The sequence below is a fragment of the Microcoleus sp. S13C4 genome (genome assembly GCF_036700865.1).
Lineage (GTDB): Bacteria > Cyanobacteriota > Cyanobacteriia > Cyanobacteriales > Microcoleaceae > Microcoleus.
In genome coordinates this window covers 1-20678 of sequence record NZ_JAUBPS010000012.1, presented here as the reverse complement: position 1 = coordinate 20678, position 20678 = coordinate 1, and the positions used below count along the sequence as shown (strand labels likewise).

Here is a 20678-nt window from a genome sequence, read left to right as displayed (position 1 = left end):
TAATGATCTTCAACACCTTACGATCATCTGTTATTAAGGAATGAAAAATCAATAACTTGATGAATTATCAAATATAATGAAGAACAAGGCTAGATCGCTTACTTTACCAAAACTGAGAGCAACTTGCAACAGTTTTTTTATTACAATACTCCGGACAGTTTTTGGAACGATACTACAAGCTTACGCGGGGCAAGGATCCTAAAAAAGTCGAATTAAATATAAGTCAGGGGTGGAGCTGACATTGATTTAATTATCCACAGGGGCTGCGAAGTCAAGCGAGGATAAGCCATTGGGTCATATAAACACTGTCCGGAGTATTGTTATTACAGTACCCTATTTTACCGCAAAACCAATGTTTTATTCTAGTTCAATTGAGTCATAAATGAAGAAATTTTATAACTCTTTATCAGAGAAAGATAAAAGAAGGTATGCAGGAATAGAGGCTCAAAAATTGGGATGAGGTGGAATTAGCTATATAATGAAACTTTGCGGATGCAGTCGAAATACTATTGTCCAGGGAATTAAAGATTTAGAAATAATGAATGAAACGACTATTAATAATTTAAGGGTCAGAAAAAAAGGAGGAGGAAGAAAAAGTATTTTAGCTACCAGGAGCGGTATTGATGAAGCCTTTTTAGAAGTCTTAAAATTCCAGACAGCGGGAGACCCAATGAATGAGCTAATTAAATGGACTAATTTGACGTATAAAGAAATAGCTGTCGGACTGAAAAACGCCGGATTTTGTGTGAGTCTTTCTCTAGTAGGACAACTCCTAAAGAAACATGGATATGTGAAGCGAAGAGCACAAAAGAAACAGACAACAGGAATTAATAAAAATGGTAATGCTCAATTTGAAAATATTGCTATACTCGATACAGAGTATAGAGAGGCGGCTAATCCCATCCAACCGTTTTGATACAAAAAAAAAGAAGTTTTAGGGAATTTATATCGTCCGGGAGCTCTCTATACAACCGAGCCTGTCACTACTTTCGATCATGATTTTTGGAGCTTAGGTCACGGAAAAGTAATTCCACATGGGATTTATGATGCTCAAGAAAATCGAGGATATAGCAATCCTAAGTGATTTTCTAGATCTGTAAAATCTGAAAGTCTTGCTATACAAGAAGTCTAGGAAGACAAGAGGGCGTTGTGTTGTGAGACTCAGATCGGATTGCTATATATAACATTAGGCAACAGTAAAGATACAAGTGGATTTGCTTGTGAATCTCTGAAAAATTGGTGGAATAATCATGGAAAATTTATCTACCCGAATGCCACTTCAATTGTAGCAAGGTGTGATGGTGGAGGTAGTAACAATGCTAATTATTATATCTTTAAAGAAAATTTACAAAAGTTAGTTAATGAAATCGGAATTGAGATAAGGATTGCCCATTACCCTCCTTATACATCTAAATATAATCCCATCGAACATCGACTCTTTACTCATGTTACGAGAGCTTGCCAAGGAGTAATTTTTACTAATATAGAATTAGTCAAATACCTGGTAGAAAAAACTCACACTAAAACCGGGCTCTCTGTAGTTGCAAATGTGCTTAATAAAGTCTATAAAATTGGTCAAAAGGTAGCTGATAACTTTAAAAAAACTATGCAAATTATTTTTGATGAATACTTGCCAAAAGGGAACTATAGAGCCGTACCTCAAACTTAATACTTCATCAAGTTATTTATTTTTCAGTCCTTAGAGGCTTCCTGAATTTGGCTGGCAATCGGCAGTTTGATCGTAGCAAGCAGAGAATGTATCGGATCGTACAGAAGCGCGATCGCTGCCCAGAAGAACTTCTTTGCTACCCTGAGCGATCGCACAAAAGGCAGGGATAGAGACACTATGAAGGCATTCAGAAGGCGAAGAGGTGCGGTTGAAGTGCAATCCTTTCAGTGGCTCAATCGTCCCATCATGACGAATTGCTTGGGTAATGCACTCCGTCAATTCCTCTCGGTTAGCTTGATCTCTATTTTGCTACCCTTACTCCTTTTGGGCAACCAGTTCTAGCCCTCAAATGGCTAAAATTGGGCTAACAGGTACTCACGATCGGAATTTGAATCACAAACTTGGTATCCTTACCTGGCGTTGAATAACACTCTAATTTGCCACTATGTTTCTCAGTGATGATTTGATAACTGATAGCTAGTCCCATCCCAGTTCCCTTGCCGATCGGCTTGGTGGTGAGGAAGGGATTAAAAATGTACGGTTGGACGTGGGTGGGAATGCCTTCACCATTATCCTCGATCACAATCTGTGCCCACTCTGCTGCAATGGCAGTGCTAATTGTAATCCGGTTCGGATTTGCCCGAATCGCCTCAGAGGAACGCTGAGCGTTGCCTTCTTCCAAAGCATCGATCGCATTCGTGAGGATATTCATAAATACCTGATTCAATTGCCCAGCGTAGCATTCCACCAGGGGAAGATCGCCGTAATCCTTCACTACCTCAATTGCAGGGCGATCAGTTTGTGCTTTGAGGCGGTGCTGCAAAATCATCAAGGTGCTATCGAGCCCCTCATGGATATTGACAGGTTTGAGCTCGGCTTCATCCATACGGGAGAAGTTACGTAGGGACAGCACAATCTGGCGAATGCGCTCGGTGCCGACGCGCATCGATGCTAGCGTTTTCGGCAGATCTTCCTGCACAAACTCCAGATCGATGTCCTCGGCTGCGATTTGAATTGCGGGTACTGGATTGGGATAGTGCTGCTGATAAAGCTGTACAAACTCTAATAGAGCCTGAGTATATTCCTGAGCATGGGTCAAATTGCCATGAATGAAATTCACTGGATTATTAATTTCATGGGCAACTCCGGCAACGAGTTGTCCCAAACTAGACATCTTCTCACTCTGAACCATTTGGGCTTGAGTGCGTTGCAATTCGTTCAGCGTGTTCTTCAGTTCAACAGTGCGAAGTTCTACCCGCTCTTCCAATTCTTCATTACTTTTCTCTAGTGCTTGAAAGGATTCGCGCAATTGATTTGCCATGTAGTTAAAGGAATGAGCCAGCGTATCAACTTCTTGAATGCTACTCACTTCTACCCTTTGGTCTAAGTTGCCAGATGCTATGGCTTTACTTGCCTGATTGAGCCGTTCAATGGGATTAGTAATCCAACGTGCTGTGAACACCCCCAGTACCGATGCTCCAATCAATGCTGCCAGTGAGAGCAAAAAGGTGAGACGGGTGTTGGCATCGATTTCTGCCATAAATACTCGTTCTGGCACACTCATCACGACTAACCAATCCAAACCATAGGTATCGCGCCAGGGAGACACCTGCACGTAATGAGTTTCTCCCTGCACGTCAAGCTTCAATTTTTGGGTTGCGTCGATGTGCTGAAAATGATTGAAGTGTTGTTGGAGAGATTTCGCGGTTTCCCGCACGAGCGAATTTGGACTGTCAATCGCCTTCAATCGCTGAATATCCTTATTCCGGCGGATATAAAATGGCTCTTTATCAGAGCTAGCAATCAATGTGCCATCCCGTTCCAGCAAAAACACCTGCCCCGCACGACTCACTTCTAAATTCCGTAAAAAATCACTCAGGGATAAGAGTGAAATATCAGTGCTGATCATCCCTAACAGTTGATTTTCTGAATCATACAGCGGACGAGCCGCTGCGATGGTAATGTAGACCGAGTTTGGATAATCGACCGTATAAATCTGCGACCACACAGGCTTATTCGCCTTGATTGGATTGTTATACCAAGGTTGCGCGAAATTGTCCCAATCCAACACTGCGAGAACTCGAGTGCGCTTCCCTTGGTCATCTAAGGCATAGCTATACCAATTTTTCGGTGGTCTCGGACCCCAATCATCCAGCGTGATGGTTTTACCGTCGTAGCGCCCAGTCCCAACGCCTTCCCCCGATTTCAAACCAATGCCCAGATAGCTGATGTTATTTGCATCAAATGCTTGCATTTGCCGCCAGAAATACTGACCCACTTTTTGGCGATCGCGCACATCTAGCAACCCCATCCGCACAGCATCTGCATTGAGCTGGCTGATCTTGTGTGGAATGGATAGATAGGCACTCAAGTGTTGGTTCACGGTGCTGCCAGTTCGTTCCATCAACTGATTGGCTAAATTATTGACTGCTTTCTGTCCATTCCGGAACGATAGATAGCCAACAAGACCTACCGCTCCAAAAACTTGCAGAACGAAGGGAACAATCAGAACCAGCCTTAAGGGAAGCGCCAGTCTCGGAGAAGAGCCATTTGTTGGGTTCATAATTACCAGGATAAGTGTTGAGGTACAGCTCCCTTTTAGAATTCCCACTCTATTGTGTCTTTTCGATGCAGATGGCTAAATCACCGGGGAGTAGAGAGTAGGCAATGGAAATTAGGGCAGGCGCGATCGCTGCCCAGAAGGACTTCTTTACTGCCCTGAGCAATGACACAAAAGGCAGGGATAGAGACACTATGAACGCATTCCGAAGGTAAGGAGGCGCGGTTGAAGTGCAATCCTTTCAGCGGCTCAATCGTCCCATCATGACGAATAGCCTGGGCAATCCGCTGGGTCAGTTCGTCTCTGTGGGCTTGCGCTCTGTCTGCCTCGCGCTTGGCCTGCTGGTCGTTCATTAACTCCATATCGGGCTTTTCACTAGGTTTGGCAGCGTTTATTTATAAGTTTGCAGGATTGTACAACAATCTTAGACGATCGTCCTATTGCTTCCCCTTGAAGCTTCCTAGAATGAAGCTAAAGCAATAAAAAATGATGCCGGCGAATTGCAAGCGTCGGGATTTTTGTTAAAGAGAAAACGCAGGTTTGATTGAGCAAGAGATTCGCCTACTGACAACCAAAAGGCATCAAGGCTAACCTTGCTTCTTAAAAAATCCATCCCTATTTATAGAGCTAGCCCTAAGTGCTCAATCTCTATGATTGGGGTAGCCAAAGGAATTAAGAAATGGACATCAAAAGAAGTGGCTCACAACCTTCCGTCAAAGGACCGGCTGAGTATTTTACCGGCACTGTTCGCATTGACCCCCTATTTGAGGCGACGGCATTGGTCGAGCTACTGCGCTGGCGTTTGCTCGTGAGGGCGCTAACGTCGTGGTCGCCGACGTTTCGGAACAAGGCAATCAAGAAACGGCACGCATGATCGAAGAACAGGGCGGACGAGCGATCGCCGTCAAGTGCAACGTAACGCAAGCCGAGGACGGGAAAGCGGCTCTGGACAAGACCATCGAGACCTTCGGGCGATTGGACTTTGCTTTTAATAACGCTGGTGTAGAGCAGAAAAATGCAGCAACAGCGGAAATCGAAGCGGAAGAGTGGGATCGGATCGTAGACATCAACCTGCGCGGCGTTTTTCTGTGCCTGAAGCACGAAATCCCGCTGATGCTCAAGCAAGGGGGTGGCGCGATCGTGAACACATCATCGGGTGCTGGTGTCATAGGCATCAAGGGCGGAGCCGCATACACCGCCGCAAAACACGGCGTGATCGGACTCACCAAGTCGGCGGCGCTCGACTATGCGTCGCAGAACATCCGCGTCAATGCCGTCTGTCCCGGCTACATCGACACCCCAATGATGGGTCGCTTCACCGGCGGCACGGACGAAGGGCGTGCGAAGGTGATCGCGGAGGAGCCGATCGGACGGATGGGCAAGCCCGAGGAGATCGCTGCAGCCGTCGTCTGGCTGTGCTCAGACACGGCTGCCTTCGTCGTTGGGCACGCCCTGGTCATGGACGGCGGTCAAACGGTGCAGTGATGTTCGTCGCCAACACGATCGAACCCTAAACGCACCCCAACAAAGCATTGTCGCGATCGCTACCTTCACCGCCAAGGGCGATGACTCATATCGCAGGTCAGCGACAGCAGTAGCAGACACCAAATGTAAACAACTAGGAGCATCAATTCATGTACAACGCCAAAGCTTATTCCGCAGCTAGCGCAACATCACAACTGGCATCTGACACGATCGCACGGCGCGATCTAACCGAACATGACGTTCAAATCGAAATCCTCTTTTGCGGCATCTGCCATTCCGATCTTCACATGGTGCGAAACGAGTGGGGCGGCGGCACGGTCTACCCGATCGTTCCCGGTCATGAGATGGTGGGACGTATCACCCAGGTTGGCTCGGCAGTGACGAAGTACAAGCCTGGTGATCTGGCAGGAGTCGGCTGCATGGTTGATTCGGATGGAACCTGTCCCCAGTGCAAAGCTAACCTTGAACAGTTCTGCCCTTCCCTGACCCTCACCTACAACTCCCCAGACAAGCACTTGGGAGGCGTCACTTATGGTGGTTACTCCGATAGCATCGTCGTCGATGAACGCTTCGTTCTGCGAGTTCCCACCAACCTCGATCTCGCCGGGGTTGCGCCGCTCCTCTGCGCCGGGATCACAACCTATTCGCCCCTGCGCCACTGGGGAGTCACCGAGGGCAAGAAAGTTGGCGTGGTCGGTCTGGGAGGATTGGGACACATGGGCGTGAAGTTCGCTCGTGCCTTCGGCGCTCATGTCGTCGTCTTCACCACTTCACCCGGTAAGACGGAAGATGCGCTCCGCCTCGGTGCCCACGAAGTGGTAGTCTCCCGCAATGCCGACGAGATGCAGCAGCACGCTGGCAGCTTCGATTTCATTCTCGATACCGTCTCCGCCAATCATGACATCAACGCCTATCTCAACCTGCTTCGCCTCGACGGCAACATCACCCTTGTCGGTGTACCTGAGAAGCCCCTGGAGGTCGCGGCATTCAGCCTGATCATGGGCCGCCGCAGTCTCTCCGGCTCTAACATCGGCGGCATCGCCGAAACCCAGGAGATGCTCGACTTCTGCGGCGAACATAACATCACCGCCGATGTCGAAGTCATTCCCATCCAGAAGGTCAACGAAGCCTACGAGCGACTGCTCAAGTCTGATGTGAAATATCGCTTCTGTATTGATATGGCATCTCTGAAATCTGCATAACCGAGGTGGAATCTCGAAGGACTAATCATGCAGAAGCGCAAACTTGGTAATCGTTACTCGCAGAGGAGGTGAGTGTGGAGACCACCCGTTTGGAGGCATTTAGCGACGGCGTATTCGCGATCGCCATCACCCTGCTCATACTCGAAATCAAAGTGCCTCCCCCCGGTACGGCGCTCGGCGCAGAACTCCTCGGACTCTGGCCGTCCTACCTCGCCTACGTAGTCAGCTTCCTGGTGATCGGCGCAATCTGGATCAACCACCACGCCATGTTTAAACACATCGTCCGCGTGGATGGAATGCTGTTGCTGCTTAACGTCCTCCACCTGATGCTGATCGCATTCCTGCCGTTCCCAACCGCCGTACTAGCCGAAGCGTTTCACCGAGGAACGGACGAGCCAATTGCCGCCGCTTTCTACGGTGGGATTCTGACCGTAATTGGTATCTTCGTCAACGCCATGTGGCGGTACGCGGCTCGTGGGAATCGGTTGATTAGTACCCACCTCACAGCAACAAAGATACGGAAAATCAATCGGCACTTTCTCATCGGTCCGAGCGTTTACGCGATCGCTACCGTAGTCGCGCTGGTCGTGCCCTGGCTGGCGCTGCTGATCTTCGTCCTCCTCAACGTCTTCTATCTCTGGCCTCGCTGGGGTCACGAGAGCGCCCCGTCCCGCATCGGCGACCCCACTGTGAGCAGCGATCGCAGCGAAAACGACTGACAACGACGAGAGCGATATCAATTCCACATTAATGGAGAAAAACAATGCAAACGCGCAAACTTGGAAACAGCAACTTAGAAGTCTCGGCGATCGGCCTGGGCTGCATGGGAATGAGCTTTTCCTATGGCCCGCCCAAAGACAAACAGGAGATGACTGCTCTTTTGGGGGCTGCGGTCGATCGCGGAATAACATTCTTTGACACTGCCGAAGTCTACGGCCCGTACTTAAACGAAGAGCTTGTGGGTGAAGCCCTCGCTCCCTTCCGCAACCAAGTGGTGATCGCCACCAAATTTGGGTTCGACATCAGTCCGAATTCCGATCCTCGCGGCATGAAAGGTTCACCTGGACTGAATAGTCGACCGGAGCATATCAAGGAAGCCGTGGAGGGGTCGCTCAAGCGGCTCAAGGTGGAAGCGATCGACTTGCTCTATCAGCACCGGGTTGATCCGAACGTGCCGATCGAAGACGTGGCCGGAGCAGTGAAGGAACTGATTCAGGAAGGTAAAGTGAAGCACTTTGGACTTTCTGAAGCAGGAGTGCAAACGATCCGTCGCGCCCATGCCGTTGTGCCAGTCACGGCTCTTCAGAGCGAATACTCGCTGTGGTGGACAAAGCCTGAAGCGGAAGTGATACCGACCCTTGAGGAACTTGGCATCGGACTTGTCCCGTACAGCCCGCTAGGCAAAGGCTTCCTCACGGGCAAGATCGACGAAAACGCGACCTTTGACAGCTCCGACTTTCGCAGCACCCTGCCTCGCTTCACACCAGAGGCACTCAAGGCGAATCAAGCCCTGATCGATCGGCTCGGCAGTATTGCAGAACGGAAGCAGGCAACACCAGCTCAGATCGCGCTTGCTTGGCTGCTGGCCCAGAAGCCGTGGATCGTACCCATTCCAGGTACGACAAAGCTGCATCGCTTGGACGAAAACATCGGGGCAGTTTCAGTCGAACTCACGCCCGCCGATCTGCGTGACATTGATGATGCCGCGGCCAAAATCACAGTACAAGGCGCTCGGTATCCCGAAAAGTTGGAGCAAATGACCGGTCGCTGAGGGGCGAATAATACGTTCTCTCGTTGACATTACGGTCACCGTAGCAGACTACATACGCGAGACCAACGACTGCTGTGGCAATATCGACGAGTAGATGGAAAAGGTCAGTGATGAACAAGACTTGATTAAGATCCGAATAAAAGGAAAATAGGCGTTGCTGATTTACGGTATGCAAGGCAAAATATGCAAGTCATAGAAACCATTTTCGACACAGTTTCTGGATTTTAAACTGATTTTTTCATACCCTGAGTAAGCAACGCCTCTGTGCGAATGTTTTGTGTGGTTTAATTGGCTATTGCCATCAACCTAAGAAGCACTCTCTTGGGTTAGATTGGGTTTTGCCTCCTTCTGCTTAACCAAAACAGACGTTAGTTAAAACGGAATTTCCTCATCTTCATCTTCCACAGTTTTAGCCGTCATTCGCCAACTCGTAATATACTCAATTTGCACATCAATTTTGTTAATCGCTTCCCCTAACCGCTTTTGGATGTATTGAGTCAGCGTCACCATCAAATCTAACTCAACTCCCACAGATACTGCAAGTTTTGCCAATCTAGCAAAATCTACCTTCAAAATCGAGGAACTGGATAACTTAAAATGGGGAGTATTTTCCGGATTTTGCACCAACATTGCTTTTTTAATGCGCTCTTTCAGATGCTCAAATTCTGAATCCAGCAACTTCCATTCAGGCAAAATTTCTTTGTACCTTTCCCCCAATGCTGTTAAATCCTCACTCTCCGGTTCCGGCGCAATTTTTTTAGTAGATTTTCGCCGCTGCTGTAAGTTGGAATTCAACCGCCAACTAGCAATCTCCTCAAGTTCCAAAGATGGATCAGCGATGAGTTGGCCTAACTGTTTTTGAATTTCTTTCGTCAGTGTCACCGGAAAATTCAACTCAATTCCCTGAGTTTGCGTCACTCTTGCCAGTGTCATGAAATCAACTTTCATCATTATTGAACTGGAAAGCTGAAAATAATAACTATCTTTGAGCTTTTGGGCCATCATCCCTGCTTTAAATCTTTCTTTAAGTTCAGCGATTTCTGAATCTAGCGGCTTCCACTTAGATTCTATTTCCTGATATTTTTCATCCAATGCTGTCAAGTTTTCCGTTGCGGGTTCAGGGTAACATTGGGCAAGGATTTCTAGCAGGCGGCGATGCACTTTAGCTAAATAAACCGCATCCATCTTGGCATATTCTAGCTGCTTCTGAGTCAGGGGACGTTTGGCCCAATCGCCGCTTTGTTCTGTTTTATCGACATAAACAATGCCGCAAAGTGTTTCTATTAAAGTTTTGAGTTGTCGATTAGGTAATGGCAGGATGTAAGTGGGAATCTTTCTCACCATTTTCAATGTGCAAGTGACATTTTGAGCGTCGTCATTGCCCAGAAATCTGATGTCATAGCTGGCGTTGTGTAAGACTTTTTCAATATTTGGATTGACCATGATTTGGTTGATGAAATTTTTTGCCAATTCAGATTGATCCAAGACATCTAGTAGAAAAGTGGCATCTCCACTCGAATCTGTGGAGTCAGCTAACACCTGAATCAGAGATAATCTGGGGTTGGATTTATAGTCAGCGATTTCTGTATCCACCCACAGGATTTTAGCTTGGGCAAATTTAGCGATGAGTGCTGTGATGTCATTTTGTGCTGTTAAATAAGGCATTTTTACAGACTTTGGCTATTAAATTTATGCTTATATTATGCTATGGCAATTATCGGATCGATTGTCAACGATCGCATTAAGGACACGGCAATGCCTTGTCCCTAGAGGTATTTTTTCATAATTAGTATTAAATATTGACCAGTCTTGGAGGCAGAAACCGGGAATAGACGATCGCACTTTGAACCTTCAACAGCAGTAAGGTGCACCGAAGCGCACCCTACAAACCATTAACTTTTACTCTTCTACGGCTTCCTCAGATGCCGATTCTTCGGCAGATTCCTCACCCGCAGCCGGCACCAAAGCCACAGCTACGATCGAATCATCCTCATCTAACCGCTGCACCCGCACACCCGTTGCTGTGCGCGATTGAGTAGAAATTGCACTCACAGCCTGACGGATAATAATACCTCGGTTGGTAATAATCATCAATTCGTCATCTTCGTTGACAATTCGCAGGGCAGCCACCTGATCCTTACCCTTTTTCGACTTGAATTTAGTAGCGGTCAATCCCTTACCAGCCCGTCTTTGTAGGCGGAATTGAGAAACTGGAACTCGCTTGCCATAGCCGTTGGTGGTGATTACCAACACCGAAGGAACTTCGCTGCTAACTGTAGGAATTTCTTCGGCATTTTCGCCTTCAATTTCCTCGGCTTGCAGTTCTAATTCTTCGTCTTCCAATTCCACATCTTCTGTTTCCAATTCAGCCATTTCTGCCCCTTCAAATTCCGCTTCGCCCGTTTCTGATTGAGCAATATTAGCTCCCTCAAATTCCGACTCTTCAGTTTCCAATTCAGCAATTTCGGCAACAATTGAACTGGGCAAAATGTCCATGCTAATCAACTCATCGCCCGATCGCAATTTCATTGATTTTACCCCCCGCGTCGCGCGGCCCACTGGGCGCAACTGTTCGTGATTGGTGCGGAAATGAATTGCCATGCCTTGGCGCGTACCGATGATGATGCTGTCACCCACTTTTGCTCTCCGCACCCAGCGCAGTTGGTCGCCTTCTTCTAGAGAAATCGCGATTAATCCATTAGTGCGGATGTTGCCAAAAGCTGAAAGTGCGGTTTTCTTAATGTAGCCGCTGCGAGTCAGCATCACCAAGTATTCTTCGCTGGTGAATTCTGTGACTGACACCATAGAAGTGATTTTTTCTTCTATAGGAATCGGCAGCAGTTGCACCACGGGAGTGCCGCGGGCAGTCCGGGAACAGATGGGAATTTGATAAGCTTTGACAGAGTAAACTACGCCCCTGTCGCTGAAGAACAAAACGCTGTCATGATCGCAGCAGGAAAGGAAATGTTCTACTCCGTCGTCTTCTTTCATTTTGGCGCCTGCTTTGCCGCGAGTAGCGCGACTTTGGGCCTCGAAAGTGCTGACCGGCATCCGCTTGATGTAGCCTTGCTCTGTGATCAGAATAATTGCTTGTTCGTTGGCAATTAAATCTCTTTCATCAATTTCTCCTTCGGCGTGTTCGATGACGCTGCGTCTAGGAGTGGCGATTTTGGTTTGGATTTCGACTGCTTCAAATTCGGCGATTTCTAAGATGCGTTCCCGGCGCGCTAAGATATCTTCCAAATCGGTGATTTTAGCTCGCAATTCTTCGTGTTCTTGCTGAATTTTTTGCGCTTCTAATGCTGTCAAACGCCGGAGCTGCATTTGCAGAATTGCGTCGGATTGCTGTTCCGAAAGACCGTAATTATCCATCAATTCCTGTTTGGCTGCTGCGGAGTCGGCAGCGGCGCGAATTAGGTGGATAATTGCATCTAAGTTGTCTAGGGCAATTAATAAGCCTTGCAGAAGGTGGTCGCGTTCTTCTGCTTTGCGGAGCTCATATTGAGTCCGGCGAGTAATTGTCTCAATGCGGAAATCCAGGAAGACATTGAGGAATTGGGAGAGCGTAAGTAGTTGGGGTTCCCCGTTTACTAGCGCTAACATATTAGCTCCAAAGTTGGATTGGAGCGGTGTTTGTTTGTAGAGGTTGTTGAGGACGACGCGGGGATAGGCGTCGCGCTTGAGTTCGATCACGATCCGCATTCCGTCTCTATCGCTTTCGTCGCGAATGTCGGAAATTCCATCTAATCTTTTGTCGTTGACAAGTTCGGCAATTTTCTCAATTAGGGCTGCCTTGTTTGTTTGGTAAGGCAATTCGGTGATAATAATTGCTTCTTTGTCGGGGCGGCCGGGATGTTCGATGGTTTCAATGCCGGCGACTCCGCGCATTGTAATCGAACCGCGACCGGTGGTGTAAGCATCGCGAATGCCGCCTCTGCCCAGAATTTGCCCTCCCGTGGGAAAGTCCGGGCCGGGGATGTACTGCATCAATTCCAGGTCAGTAATTGCTGGATTGTGAATTAGTGCTACTAAACCGTCAATTATTTCCCCTAAATTGTGCGGCGGAATGTTGGTTGCCATCCCTACAGCAATCCCGGAGGAACCGTTGAGCAAAATTTGGGGGATGCGTGCGGGGAGTACGAGGGGTTCTTGCTGGGAACCGTCGAAGTTGTCGCCGAAATCAACTGTTTCCGAGTCGATGTCGCGCAGCATGGAGTCGCTAGTCAAAGCTGTCAGGCGACATTCGGTGTACCGCATGGCAGCGGGCGGGTCGTTGTCAACGGAGCCAAAGTTGCCGTGGCCGTTGATCAGGCGTTCCCGCATGGAGAAATCCTGAGCCATCCGCACCAGGGCGTCGTAAACCGCTGTATCTCCGTGCGGGTGATACTTGCCCAGCACCTCCCCCACGACGCGGGCGCATTTGCGGAAAGGTCGATCGGGAGTCAAGCCCAATTCGTTCATGGCGTAGAGAATGCGTCGGTGAACGGGCTTGAGACCGTCCCTGGCATCTGGTAGCGCCCGACCGACAATTACGCTCATGGCGTATTCCAAGTACGATCGCGACATCTCATTACCCAGATCCGTCGGGATTATCCGCGACTCAGAGGTGCTCATAGGTTGAAAAACTCCGTTAAAAATTTAAATTTGACCGCTATAAATCTCAAAAATGCGATAAAATCGGTTTGGATTCAGTAGAGCTGCCAAATATTGCAAATTACTCCTGAAATTATATCACAATTTGCCTTGGACTTTATGGGAAAGTGGCCAGAAAAATTAAGGGACGAAACAAGGACAATTGATAATTTGTCAGTTGGTGATTTGGTCAGCGGTTGGCAAAAGCTAGAAAGGTTTTTTTATGCGGTCGGGTTTCATGCTTTGGTGAGTTTTTTTGAGGGCTATATAAAAAATTAAAATGGTTGCCCGATCGCAATTTTAATTTCACAAAACCGCAGGCCTTCTTAAAGCAAACTAAAAATCTAAAATCTAAAATCTAAAATCTAAAATTAGCCGATGCTACCCGTCATCTACTCCGAAGATTTCTTGCTGCACAAGACTGGAATGCTTCACCCAGAGCGACCAGAACGTTTAACAGCGATCGCCAACGCTCTGAAAGCTGCTCCTTGGGCGGCTCAAATTGAGTGGCAACTGCCCACCCCAGTGGCGCAGCGCGAACAAACACTGTTCTCGGCTATCAAAAAAGTTCACTCGCAAAGATACATCAAAGAAGTCCAACATTTGGCTCATCGGGGAGGCGGCTACCTCGACGGTGATACGCCGATTTCTGCGGAAAGTTACGACGTAGCGCTGCTAGCGGCGAGTGCTTGGCTCGATGGGGTCGATCGAGTGGTGGCTGCGGGGGAACCGGCTTTTGTGCTGGCCAGGCCGCCGGGACACCACGCCGAAAACGCCCGCGCGATGGGTTTTTGCTTGTTTTCCAATGCTGCGATCGCTGCTCACTACGCCCTGGAACAGCCAGGAATCAACCGCGTCGCCGTCCTCGACTGGGACGTACACCACGGCAACGGTACTCAATCTTTGGTGGAAAACTGCCGCCAAATTGCCTACTGTTCTCTGCACCAATCTCCGTGCTATCCGGGAACTGGAGATGCCGAGGAGCGCGGTCTCTACGAGAACGTGCTGAACATTCCCCTGTATCCGGGCGGCGGCATAGCTGAATACCTGAGCGCCTTTGAATCTCTTGTGATGCCTTTTTTGTCCAAATTTGAACCGGATTTGTTGATAGTCAGCGCCGGTTATGACGCTACTGCGTCCGATCCTCTGGCGAGTATGACTCTGATGCCGTCAGATTTTGGTACTTTCACCGGATACTGCCTGCAACTCACCCGTCGCATCGCCTTTGGTTTGGAGGGGGGTTACGCGCTGAAAGAGTTGGCCGAGTCGGTTGTGGCGACGATTGACCGATGCCTCAATTAGCTGGAAAATTGGGATAGGGAAAAATAAGGTTGAGAAGCTCTGAGGACGGCATGGAGAGTTGTTGAGGGCGATCGTGCTTGAAGGTCTTTTTCCCTCTGACTTCTGACTTTAGTGACAAGCATCACAAATTTAAGAGATCTAAGTCACTGGGCAGCACAGTCTTGGTCACAGATTTTTAACCAAAAAATCACACCGTGTCAATGTGTTCGATCGCCTTTGGAGTCACTCCCAGAGTGCATAATACAAATACAACAAGCCTGTTAAAATTTTATCTGTCTCAATCAAGTAGGAGGTTTATCATGTCAGTATCCCAAATGACACTCGAAGAGTTATTTGGTCAGGTCATGTTCTCCAGCGTCGTGACTCGCCACGACCGGAGACAGCTCAGATCTGCACTCTTAGAAAGAACACTGAATGAAGATGAGTATGCCATCATCAACCGACTGCTGTACAACGTTCGCCGCGGTTGGGTAAAAATTGTCGATTAAAGACATGGCAGCGGCTCCCTGTAGGGGAGTTAGTACCATTTTCGATTAAAGAATTGGTAATTACTGATAACTATCGGGGTTGAGATCACTGGCCTACAGTTACATTGTTTCGGGAACTGGTTAAAAGTAGAACTTGCCACTGCGGGAAGTTTTTTGTGTTTAATAGTTGGCTCGAAAGTGTAATGGGTTTGACCAGGGTGTTAATTATCAAAATCTCGCTCCAAATCAGCCTATAGGTAGAGATAATTATAAAATAACAGGTTTCGGGTGCATCTCTACTTGTTGAACAATTGTGAGTTTTGAGTTACTAACTGAGAAGTTATAATTAACTCAAAACTCATAATTTTTTGGAGGTAAGATTGGAGATTGGAGATTGGGAAAACTGATAAACATCAGGGTTGAGAACCGCTATAAAGTTAATATTTTTTAAACAGGCATGAAGAATCAAAACTAGAAGCAGTTTCCGGTTGAGGAGGAGTGTGCGATCGTACAAGCACACCGAGTCGCATTAGTCGATCGACCATTCCGGCAATTTGAGCCCGGAAGTGTCAAAATATTAACAACCAGTTCATCCCCAAAATATATGGCTCCCGCCGTTTTAATTGAAAATCTTCAGAAACGCTACGGCACTGTAGAAGCCGTTAAAGATGTTTCCTTCAAGGTAGAACCGGGGGAAATATTTGGTTTGCTAGGCCCCAACGGTGCAGGCAAAACCACAACCCTGCGGGTACTTTGTACTTTGAGTGCGCCCGATAGCGGACGCATTGAAGTGTCTGGCATTTCTGCTGTCAGTCAGCCGAGAATTGCCAGACAAAGACTAGGCTACGTCGCCCAAGAAGTGGCTCTTGATAAGGTGCTGACGGGGCGGGAACTCCTGCAACTGCAAGCAGCGCTTTACCATTTGCCGCGCAATACGATTAAAGGGCGGATTGACAAAATGGTGCAACTCCTCGGTTTGGAGGAGTGGGAAAATAAAAAGACCGGCACTTATTCCGGCGGTATCCGCAAACGCCTTGACTTGGCTGCTGGGTTGCTTCACCAGCCGGATGTTTTGGTGTTAGACGAACCGACTGTCGGGCTCGATATTGAAAGCCGGGTGGTTGTGTGGGATTTCCTGCGGCGCTTGCGGGAGGAAGGTACTACGGTTTTGATTACCAGCCATTATCTCGAAGAAGTTGACGCTTTGGCCGATCGCGTGGCGATTATTGACAAGGGTACGGTGATTGCACAGGGCACGCCGGAGGAGTTGAAAAATCGGGTTGGGGGCGATCGGGTGACTCTGCGGATTCGGGAGTTTTCGCCGATGGAAGAAGCCGAAAAAGCTAAAACTCTGATGCAATGTCTGCCTTTTGTGCAGGAAGTAATTGTCAATACCGCTCAAGGAAATTCTCTCAATTTAGTAGTAACACCGCAAAGCGATGCGCTGGTGACTATTCAGCAAGCTTTGAAAAATGCGGGATTGCCTACTTTTGGGATTGCTCAATCTCGGCCGAGTTTGGATGATGTGTATTTGGCTGCGACTGGTAAGACGCTGTTGGATGCTGAGTTGGCTGCTGCTAGCAACCGCGATTTGAAGGCGGAGCAAAAACAGGCGATGCGATCGTAATTTGAGGGAAGAGGGAAGTTCGGCAACGGATTTTGTAACGGATGTAACGGATATAAGGAAGAGGGAAGAAGGAAGAGAAAACCTTCTTCCTTCTGCTATATAATCTTAAGAGGAGAGTGAAAAAATACGCTCGTAATTTTGGGCGATATTAATAAATAAATCTTGTTTTAGAAGTTGAAGCGCCTCCTTTCCGAGAAGATGCAACAGGTGCTGTTCGGGTGGGAAACTCAAGAGTTTTGCTGGAGTTGGTGATTAGAGCTTTTCAGGATGGTGCGTCGCCGGAATCAATTGTGCAGCGTTATTCAACTGTGTCATTGTCGGATGTCTATAGTGCGATCGGCTATTATATCCCACACCAAGAATCAGTAGAAGCTTATCTCAATTATCGCGAGCAATTAGCAGATTCAGTCCGTCAGCGTTTGTCTAGCATTCAACCGGACATTATCCATTCTAGGTGAATTAGCGTTGCCTTGTCGATATAGAGCGATCGGTGTTTCTGCCATGTCTTGATCGAAGATTCCCAGCTATGTAGAATTTATCATAATGACTATATAACCTCATCTGCTGGCTTGTGACGATCGCCCGCCCAACACCACCAATACCTCCAGACTTGCTACTGTAAAGATAGTGAGATTTAATCAACAAGCAATTATGAGCGGTACTGTTACATCCCCCAACAACCTCAACCAGCAGCGGCCACTCTCCACAGCATCCGCTGACACTTCCAGTTCCCTGCTGGGCGACTTCATCCAAGAAACACTCGCCTTAACCAAGCGCCTGTTTATTCAATTGCAGCGCCGCCCCTCCACGCTAGTTGCAGGCATTATTCAGCCCCTGATGTGGTTGGTTTTGTTCGGAGCTCTGTTTGAAAATGCACCCGCCGGCTTGTTCGGCGAAAGCCAGAATTACGGACAATTTCTCGGCGCTGGTGTAATCGTTTTTACAGCCTTTGCCGGGGCGCTGAATGCTGGTTTGCCGATTATGTTCGATCGCGAGTTCGGATTTCTCAACCGCTTGTTAGTCGCGCCGTTGGCTTCGAGATTTTCGATCGTCCTAGCTTCGGCTATTTTTATAGTCACCCTCAGTTTTATCCAAACCGGCACAATCGTTACAGCGGGGGCGTTTTTGGGCGCGGGCTTCCCCGGAATTGCCGGACTAGGGGCGATCGCCCTAATTGTCCTACTGTTAGTTTTGGGCGTCACCGGCTTGAGTCTGGGTTTAGCCTTCGCTCTCCCCGGCCACGTAGAATTAATAGCGGTAATTTTTGTTACTAACTTGCCGCTGTTATTTGCCAGCACAGCCCTCGCGCCGCTGTCATTTATGCCAGAGTGGCTGCAAGTTGTGGTGACTCTCAATCCTCTGAGTTATGCGATCGAACCCATCCGCTACTTATACCTGCACAGCGATTGGTCGCTAGCAAGTGTCGTTATGCACGCTCCTTGGGGTACTGTCACCTTTGGAGGATCGCTGTTAGTATTGCTAGCCTTTGATGTCGTAGCGCTGCTGAGCATTCAACCGCTGCTGCGACGCCGATTTGCTTAGTTAGGGCGATCGTTTCACTAGCACCGTCAATTCTAGGACACGGCGCCGTGCCTTTGGTCGTGTCAACTTAACTTCAAACCTACTCAGAGACTGCTGTTTGGCGATTAGGCCCAGAGCCCCCGTCACCCCCCTTAAAAAGGGGGGGACAAGAGGCGGTCAAAGTCCCCCTTCTTAAGGGGGATTTAGGGGGATCTGGTCTCGGCTCAAAGCGAGATTTTTCAATGCTTCCAGGCTGGTTGTGGACAAGAGGAAGGGCAATGCCGTGTCGTTAGCCCCAGCGAAGTAATATAATATTTAGTCACAAGTCAGAATATTGTTTAGATAGAATTGTTTTTTTGAAAGTTCCACTAATAAATTATGAACACCAAAACTTTTAAATCGGGCAAATTGATCATTGGGATTGCTGCAAGCGCGATCGCATCCTGTGCTCTGTTCTCCCCTCAAGCAAGCTTTGCTCAAGCCAGCGGTTTAAATAATGCCCAACCGCTGCAAGACTTTCAAACTCAAGACAATACCGACCCATTTTCCGGCCGCAGCAGCGGCAGCGGAATATTTGATTTAATTCACCGCTCCAATTTGGGAGGCGGCCGCAGCATGGAAGAATTTAATAGCGAACAGCGCAAAAATTTGAACGATGCGGCCGCAGAATTTCGGAACAAACAGCGCCTTATGCTGCAAAAACCAGACCAAGCAGTGCCTTCACCGGCGATCGCACCAGCAGAAATTACCGCCCCCGTCCCTTAAATTTACAACTGCTGTTTGCTCATTTCTCAGTCCGCGTGAGCGAAGCCAGCGCTTAGGCGGACTTCGTTTGTCTAGCAGCGATTTCAAGATCCGAATCTTATCTAAAAACCATCGCCCTTAATCCCGTTCCAACCACGCCCGCATTTTACCCGGATTAAGCAAACCGTAAGGATCGACCAACTCTTTAAACTGCAACTGTTCCACATTTATACTTTTCATCCCTCCATCTTCCAATATATAAGTGTGAGGATTAGCAATCATTGCGCCTTGCTCTTCGTGATAGCGAATAATTTCATTGAGGCGTGATTCCGTAGTGTAGCGAACTATTTGCAAAGCCGCAGCGATCGCCCTGCCATTAATCCGCAAAAACTCCAAGTGCATCATCACCTCATCCCCATAATAATTGTACAGTTCCTCAATCAATTTCAAACCTTTATCTGGGGGAAAAATCGTCTGCAAATAAGTCAGAGAGGGGTCAGCGCTGCGAGCGTGCAGAGTTGTATGATTCCAAGTAAATTCAGCAATAGCTGCACCTTTGCTCGCTGCTTGCACGTCTTTTTGATAGCAAATTGTGCCACCATATTCGCGCACCAAATCTTGCAGCGGTTCCAGACAAGATTCAGCTACCATTAACAAAGCGCAGTGCTTACCTTCAGGAATCGCATCCCGGAAAGCAGCAAAATAAGCAGGAATCGGCCAAGCACAAACACAAATTAGTTTTTTGATAATCCCGTCAGCATCGCCCAAAGCTTGACCGAAGTTTGCCGATGTCATAAAATCGTCAAAAGCCACGATGATTTCCGCCCAAGGATAAGCAGGGGCGAGGGGAATTTCTAACTCAGTAATAATCCCATTTGTACCGTAAGCGTGATTGACTTTTTGCACTTCATCGCCGCGCAATTCGATGACGCGGGGCTCGTCTTCCATTGTAACGACTCGAACGGCATGAAGATTTCCTCGATCGCGCAATTGCCCGTAAGTTATCGAACCAATTCCCCCGCTACCGCCGCCGATAAATCCCCCAATCGTTGCGGTGCGATAGGTTGAGGGAACCATCCGCAATTCCCAACCAGTTTCTCGCGCTTGTTTGTCGAAAACCGACATTTTCACCCCTGGTTCTACGCAAGCTAAACCCGGTTTTATCCAGCGGATACTGTGCATTTTGGTGGTATCTAAAATGACGCCGCCCTTGAGGGGAATGCACTGCCCGTAATTGCCCGTTCCTGCGCCTCTGACAGTTAGCGGAATTTTGAATTTGACGCAGGCTGCCGCAATCCGCAAAACTTCGGCTTCGCTGGCGGGACGAACTACTAAATCTCCTGTTTTATCACTTAAGAGAGGTTGTAAAATTGGACTGAAGTGATAATAGTCTTGAGATAGCTTGACAACTTGCGCGCGATCGCTAATTATTTCAATTCCCGAGAGTTCCGACGAGAAAGCATCCCAGTCAATACTTTGAATCGCAGTTGCAGTCATTTGTTTCCTCAATCCTGACAGGATTATATATTTTTTAAAGCATAACTTAGTAACCTAAAATACTAACTGCAATCTTTCTTTACGCAGTAAGGTGCTTATTCGCGCACCCTACACATAGAAGTTCGGGAGCATCCCGGTTTTGCAAAAGCCTCAAATGGCCAAGAGATCGTTGAGGTAAGCACAACGAAGTTTTAGCATTTG

General features: G+C 48.0%; 17 protein-coding genes and 1 pseudogene. 12 read left to right on the top strand and 6 right to left on the bottom strand.

Annotated elements, in window-relative coordinates:
* The first annotated feature begins 478 nt into the window (after window positions 1-478).
* Window positions 479-1669: pseudogene (locus QT996_RS28605) on the top strand (ISAzo13 family transposase).
* Between the two features lie 30 nt (window positions 1670-1699).
* On the opposite strand, the gene QT996_RS07460 reads toward QT996_RS28605, so the two are convergent.
* The 3 genes from QT996_RS07460 to QT996_RS07450 form a co-directional block, all read right to left on the bottom strand.
* Window positions 1700-1948, bottom strand: a complete 249-nt coding sequence (locus tag QT996_RS07460; RefSeq protein WP_333045560.1) for an AraC family transcriptional regulator N-terminal domain-containing protein — start codon at window positions 1946-1948, stop codon at window positions 1700-1702.
* Window positions 1949-2033: 85 nt separating this feature from the next.
* The gene (locus QT996_RS07455; protein ID WP_333045559.1) at window positions 2034-4232 is read right to left on the bottom strand and encodes an ATP-binding protein; all 2199 of its coding nucleotides are present in this window, start codon (window positions 4230-4232) and stop codon (window positions 2034-2036) included.
* 80 nt (window positions 4233-4312) lie between these two features.
* On the bottom strand, window positions 4313-4582 hold the full coding sequence (locus tag QT996_RS07450) for an AraC family transcriptional regulator N-terminal domain-containing protein (RefSeq protein ID WP_333045643.1): 270 nt from the start codon (window positions 4580-4582) through the stop codon (window positions 4313-4315).
* Window positions 4583-5006: 424 nt separating this feature from the next.
* Between QT996_RS07450 and QT996_RS07445 the strand changes: the two genes are divergently transcribed.
* From QT996_RS07445 to QT996_RS07430, 4 genes are all read left to right on the top strand, one after another.
* Window positions 5007-5714 carry an SDR family oxidoreductase gene (locus tag QT996_RS07445; protein WP_333045642.1) on the top strand — a complete coding sequence of 236 codons (708 nt, stop codon included), beginning with the start codon at window positions 5007-5009 and terminating at the stop codon, window positions 5712-5714.
* A 149-nt stretch (window positions 5715-5863) separates the two neighbouring features.
* The gene (locus tag QT996_RS07440) at window positions 5864-6916 is read left to right on the top strand and encodes an NAD(P)-dependent alcohol dehydrogenase (RefSeq protein WP_333045558.1); all 1053 of its coding nucleotides are present in this window, start codon (window positions 5864-5866) and stop codon (window positions 6914-6916) included.
* A 74-nt stretch (window positions 6917-6990) separates the two neighbouring features.
* A complete protein-coding gene (locus tag QT996_RS07435; protein ID WP_333045557.1) occupies window positions 6991-7635 on the top strand; it encodes a TMEM175 family protein in 645 nt (214 codons plus the stop codon).
* 44 nt (window positions 7636-7679) lie between these two features.
* Window positions 7680-8687: an aldo/keto reductase gene (locus tag QT996_RS07430; protein ID WP_333045556.1), complete on the top strand. Its 1008-nt coding sequence runs from the start codon at window positions 7680-7682 to the stop codon at window positions 8685-8687.
* Between the two features lie 372 nt (window positions 8688-9059).
* Here the strand turns inward: QT996_RS07430 and QT996_RS07425 are convergent, their stop codons facing one another.
* Both QT996_RS07425 and gyrA read right to left on the bottom strand, forming a co-directional pair.
* Window positions 9060-10352 carry a ribonuclease D gene (locus QT996_RS07425; protein WP_333045555.1) on the bottom strand — a complete coding sequence of 431 codons (1293 nt, stop codon included), beginning with the start codon at window positions 10350-10352 and terminating at the stop codon, window positions 9060-9062.
* Between the two features lie 234 nt (window positions 10353-10586).
* Window positions 10587-13301, bottom strand: a complete 2715-nt coding sequence (gyrA, locus tag QT996_RS07420) for a DNA gyrase subunit A (RefSeq protein WP_333045554.1) — start codon at window positions 13299-13301, stop codon at window positions 10587-10589.
* Window positions 13302-13394: 93 nt separating this feature from the next.
* On the opposite strand from gyrA, the gene QT996_RS07415 reads away from it, so the two are divergent.
* From QT996_RS07415 to QT996_RS07385, 7 genes are all read left to right on the top strand, one after another.
* Window positions 13395-13598: a hypothetical protein gene (locus QT996_RS07415; protein ID WP_333045552.1), complete on the top strand. Its 204-nt coding sequence runs from the start codon at window positions 13395-13397 to the stop codon at window positions 13596-13598.
* Between the two features lie 99 nt (window positions 13599-13697).
* On the top strand, window positions 13698-14621 hold the full coding sequence (locus tag QT996_RS07410; protein ID WP_333045551.1) for a histone deacetylase: 924 nt from the start codon (window positions 13698-13700) through the stop codon (window positions 14619-14621).
* 299 nt (window positions 14622-14920) lie between these two features.
* Window positions 14921-15109 (top strand): hypothetical protein, encoded by a 189-nt coding sequence (locus QT996_RS07405; RefSeq protein ID WP_015175516.1) that lies wholly within the window; start codon window positions 14921-14923, stop codon window positions 15107-15109.
* Between the two features lie 583 nt (window positions 15110-15692).
* Window positions 15693-16715, top strand: a complete 1023-nt coding sequence (locus QT996_RS07400) for an ATP-binding cassette domain-containing protein (protein WP_333045550.1) — start codon at window positions 15693-15695, stop codon at window positions 16713-16715.
* A gap of 218 nt (window positions 16716-16933) precedes the next feature.
* Window positions 16934-17173: a DUF433 domain-containing protein gene (locus QT996_RS07395; protein WP_333045549.1), complete on the top strand. Its 240-nt coding sequence runs from the start codon at window positions 16934-16936 to the stop codon at window positions 17171-17173.
* 193 nt (window positions 17174-17366) lie between these two features.
* A complete protein-coding gene (locus QT996_RS07390; RefSeq protein ID WP_333045641.1) occupies window positions 17367-18257 on the top strand; it encodes an ABC transporter permease in 891 nt (296 codons plus the stop codon).
* Between the two features lie 357 nt (window positions 18258-18614).
* Complete coding sequence (locus tag QT996_RS07385; RefSeq protein WP_333045548.1) at window positions 18615-19001, top strand: hypothetical protein; 387 nt, start codon at window positions 18615-18617, stop codon at window positions 18999-19001.
* Between the two features lie 117 nt (window positions 19002-19118).
* Here QT996_RS07385 and QT996_RS07380 read toward each other — a convergent pair whose 3' ends face one another.
* Complete coding sequence (locus QT996_RS07380; protein ID WP_333045547.1) at window positions 19119-20477, bottom strand: FAD-binding oxidoreductase; 1359 nt, start codon at window positions 20475-20477, stop codon at window positions 19119-19121.
* Window positions 20478-20678: the final 201 nt, after the last annotated feature.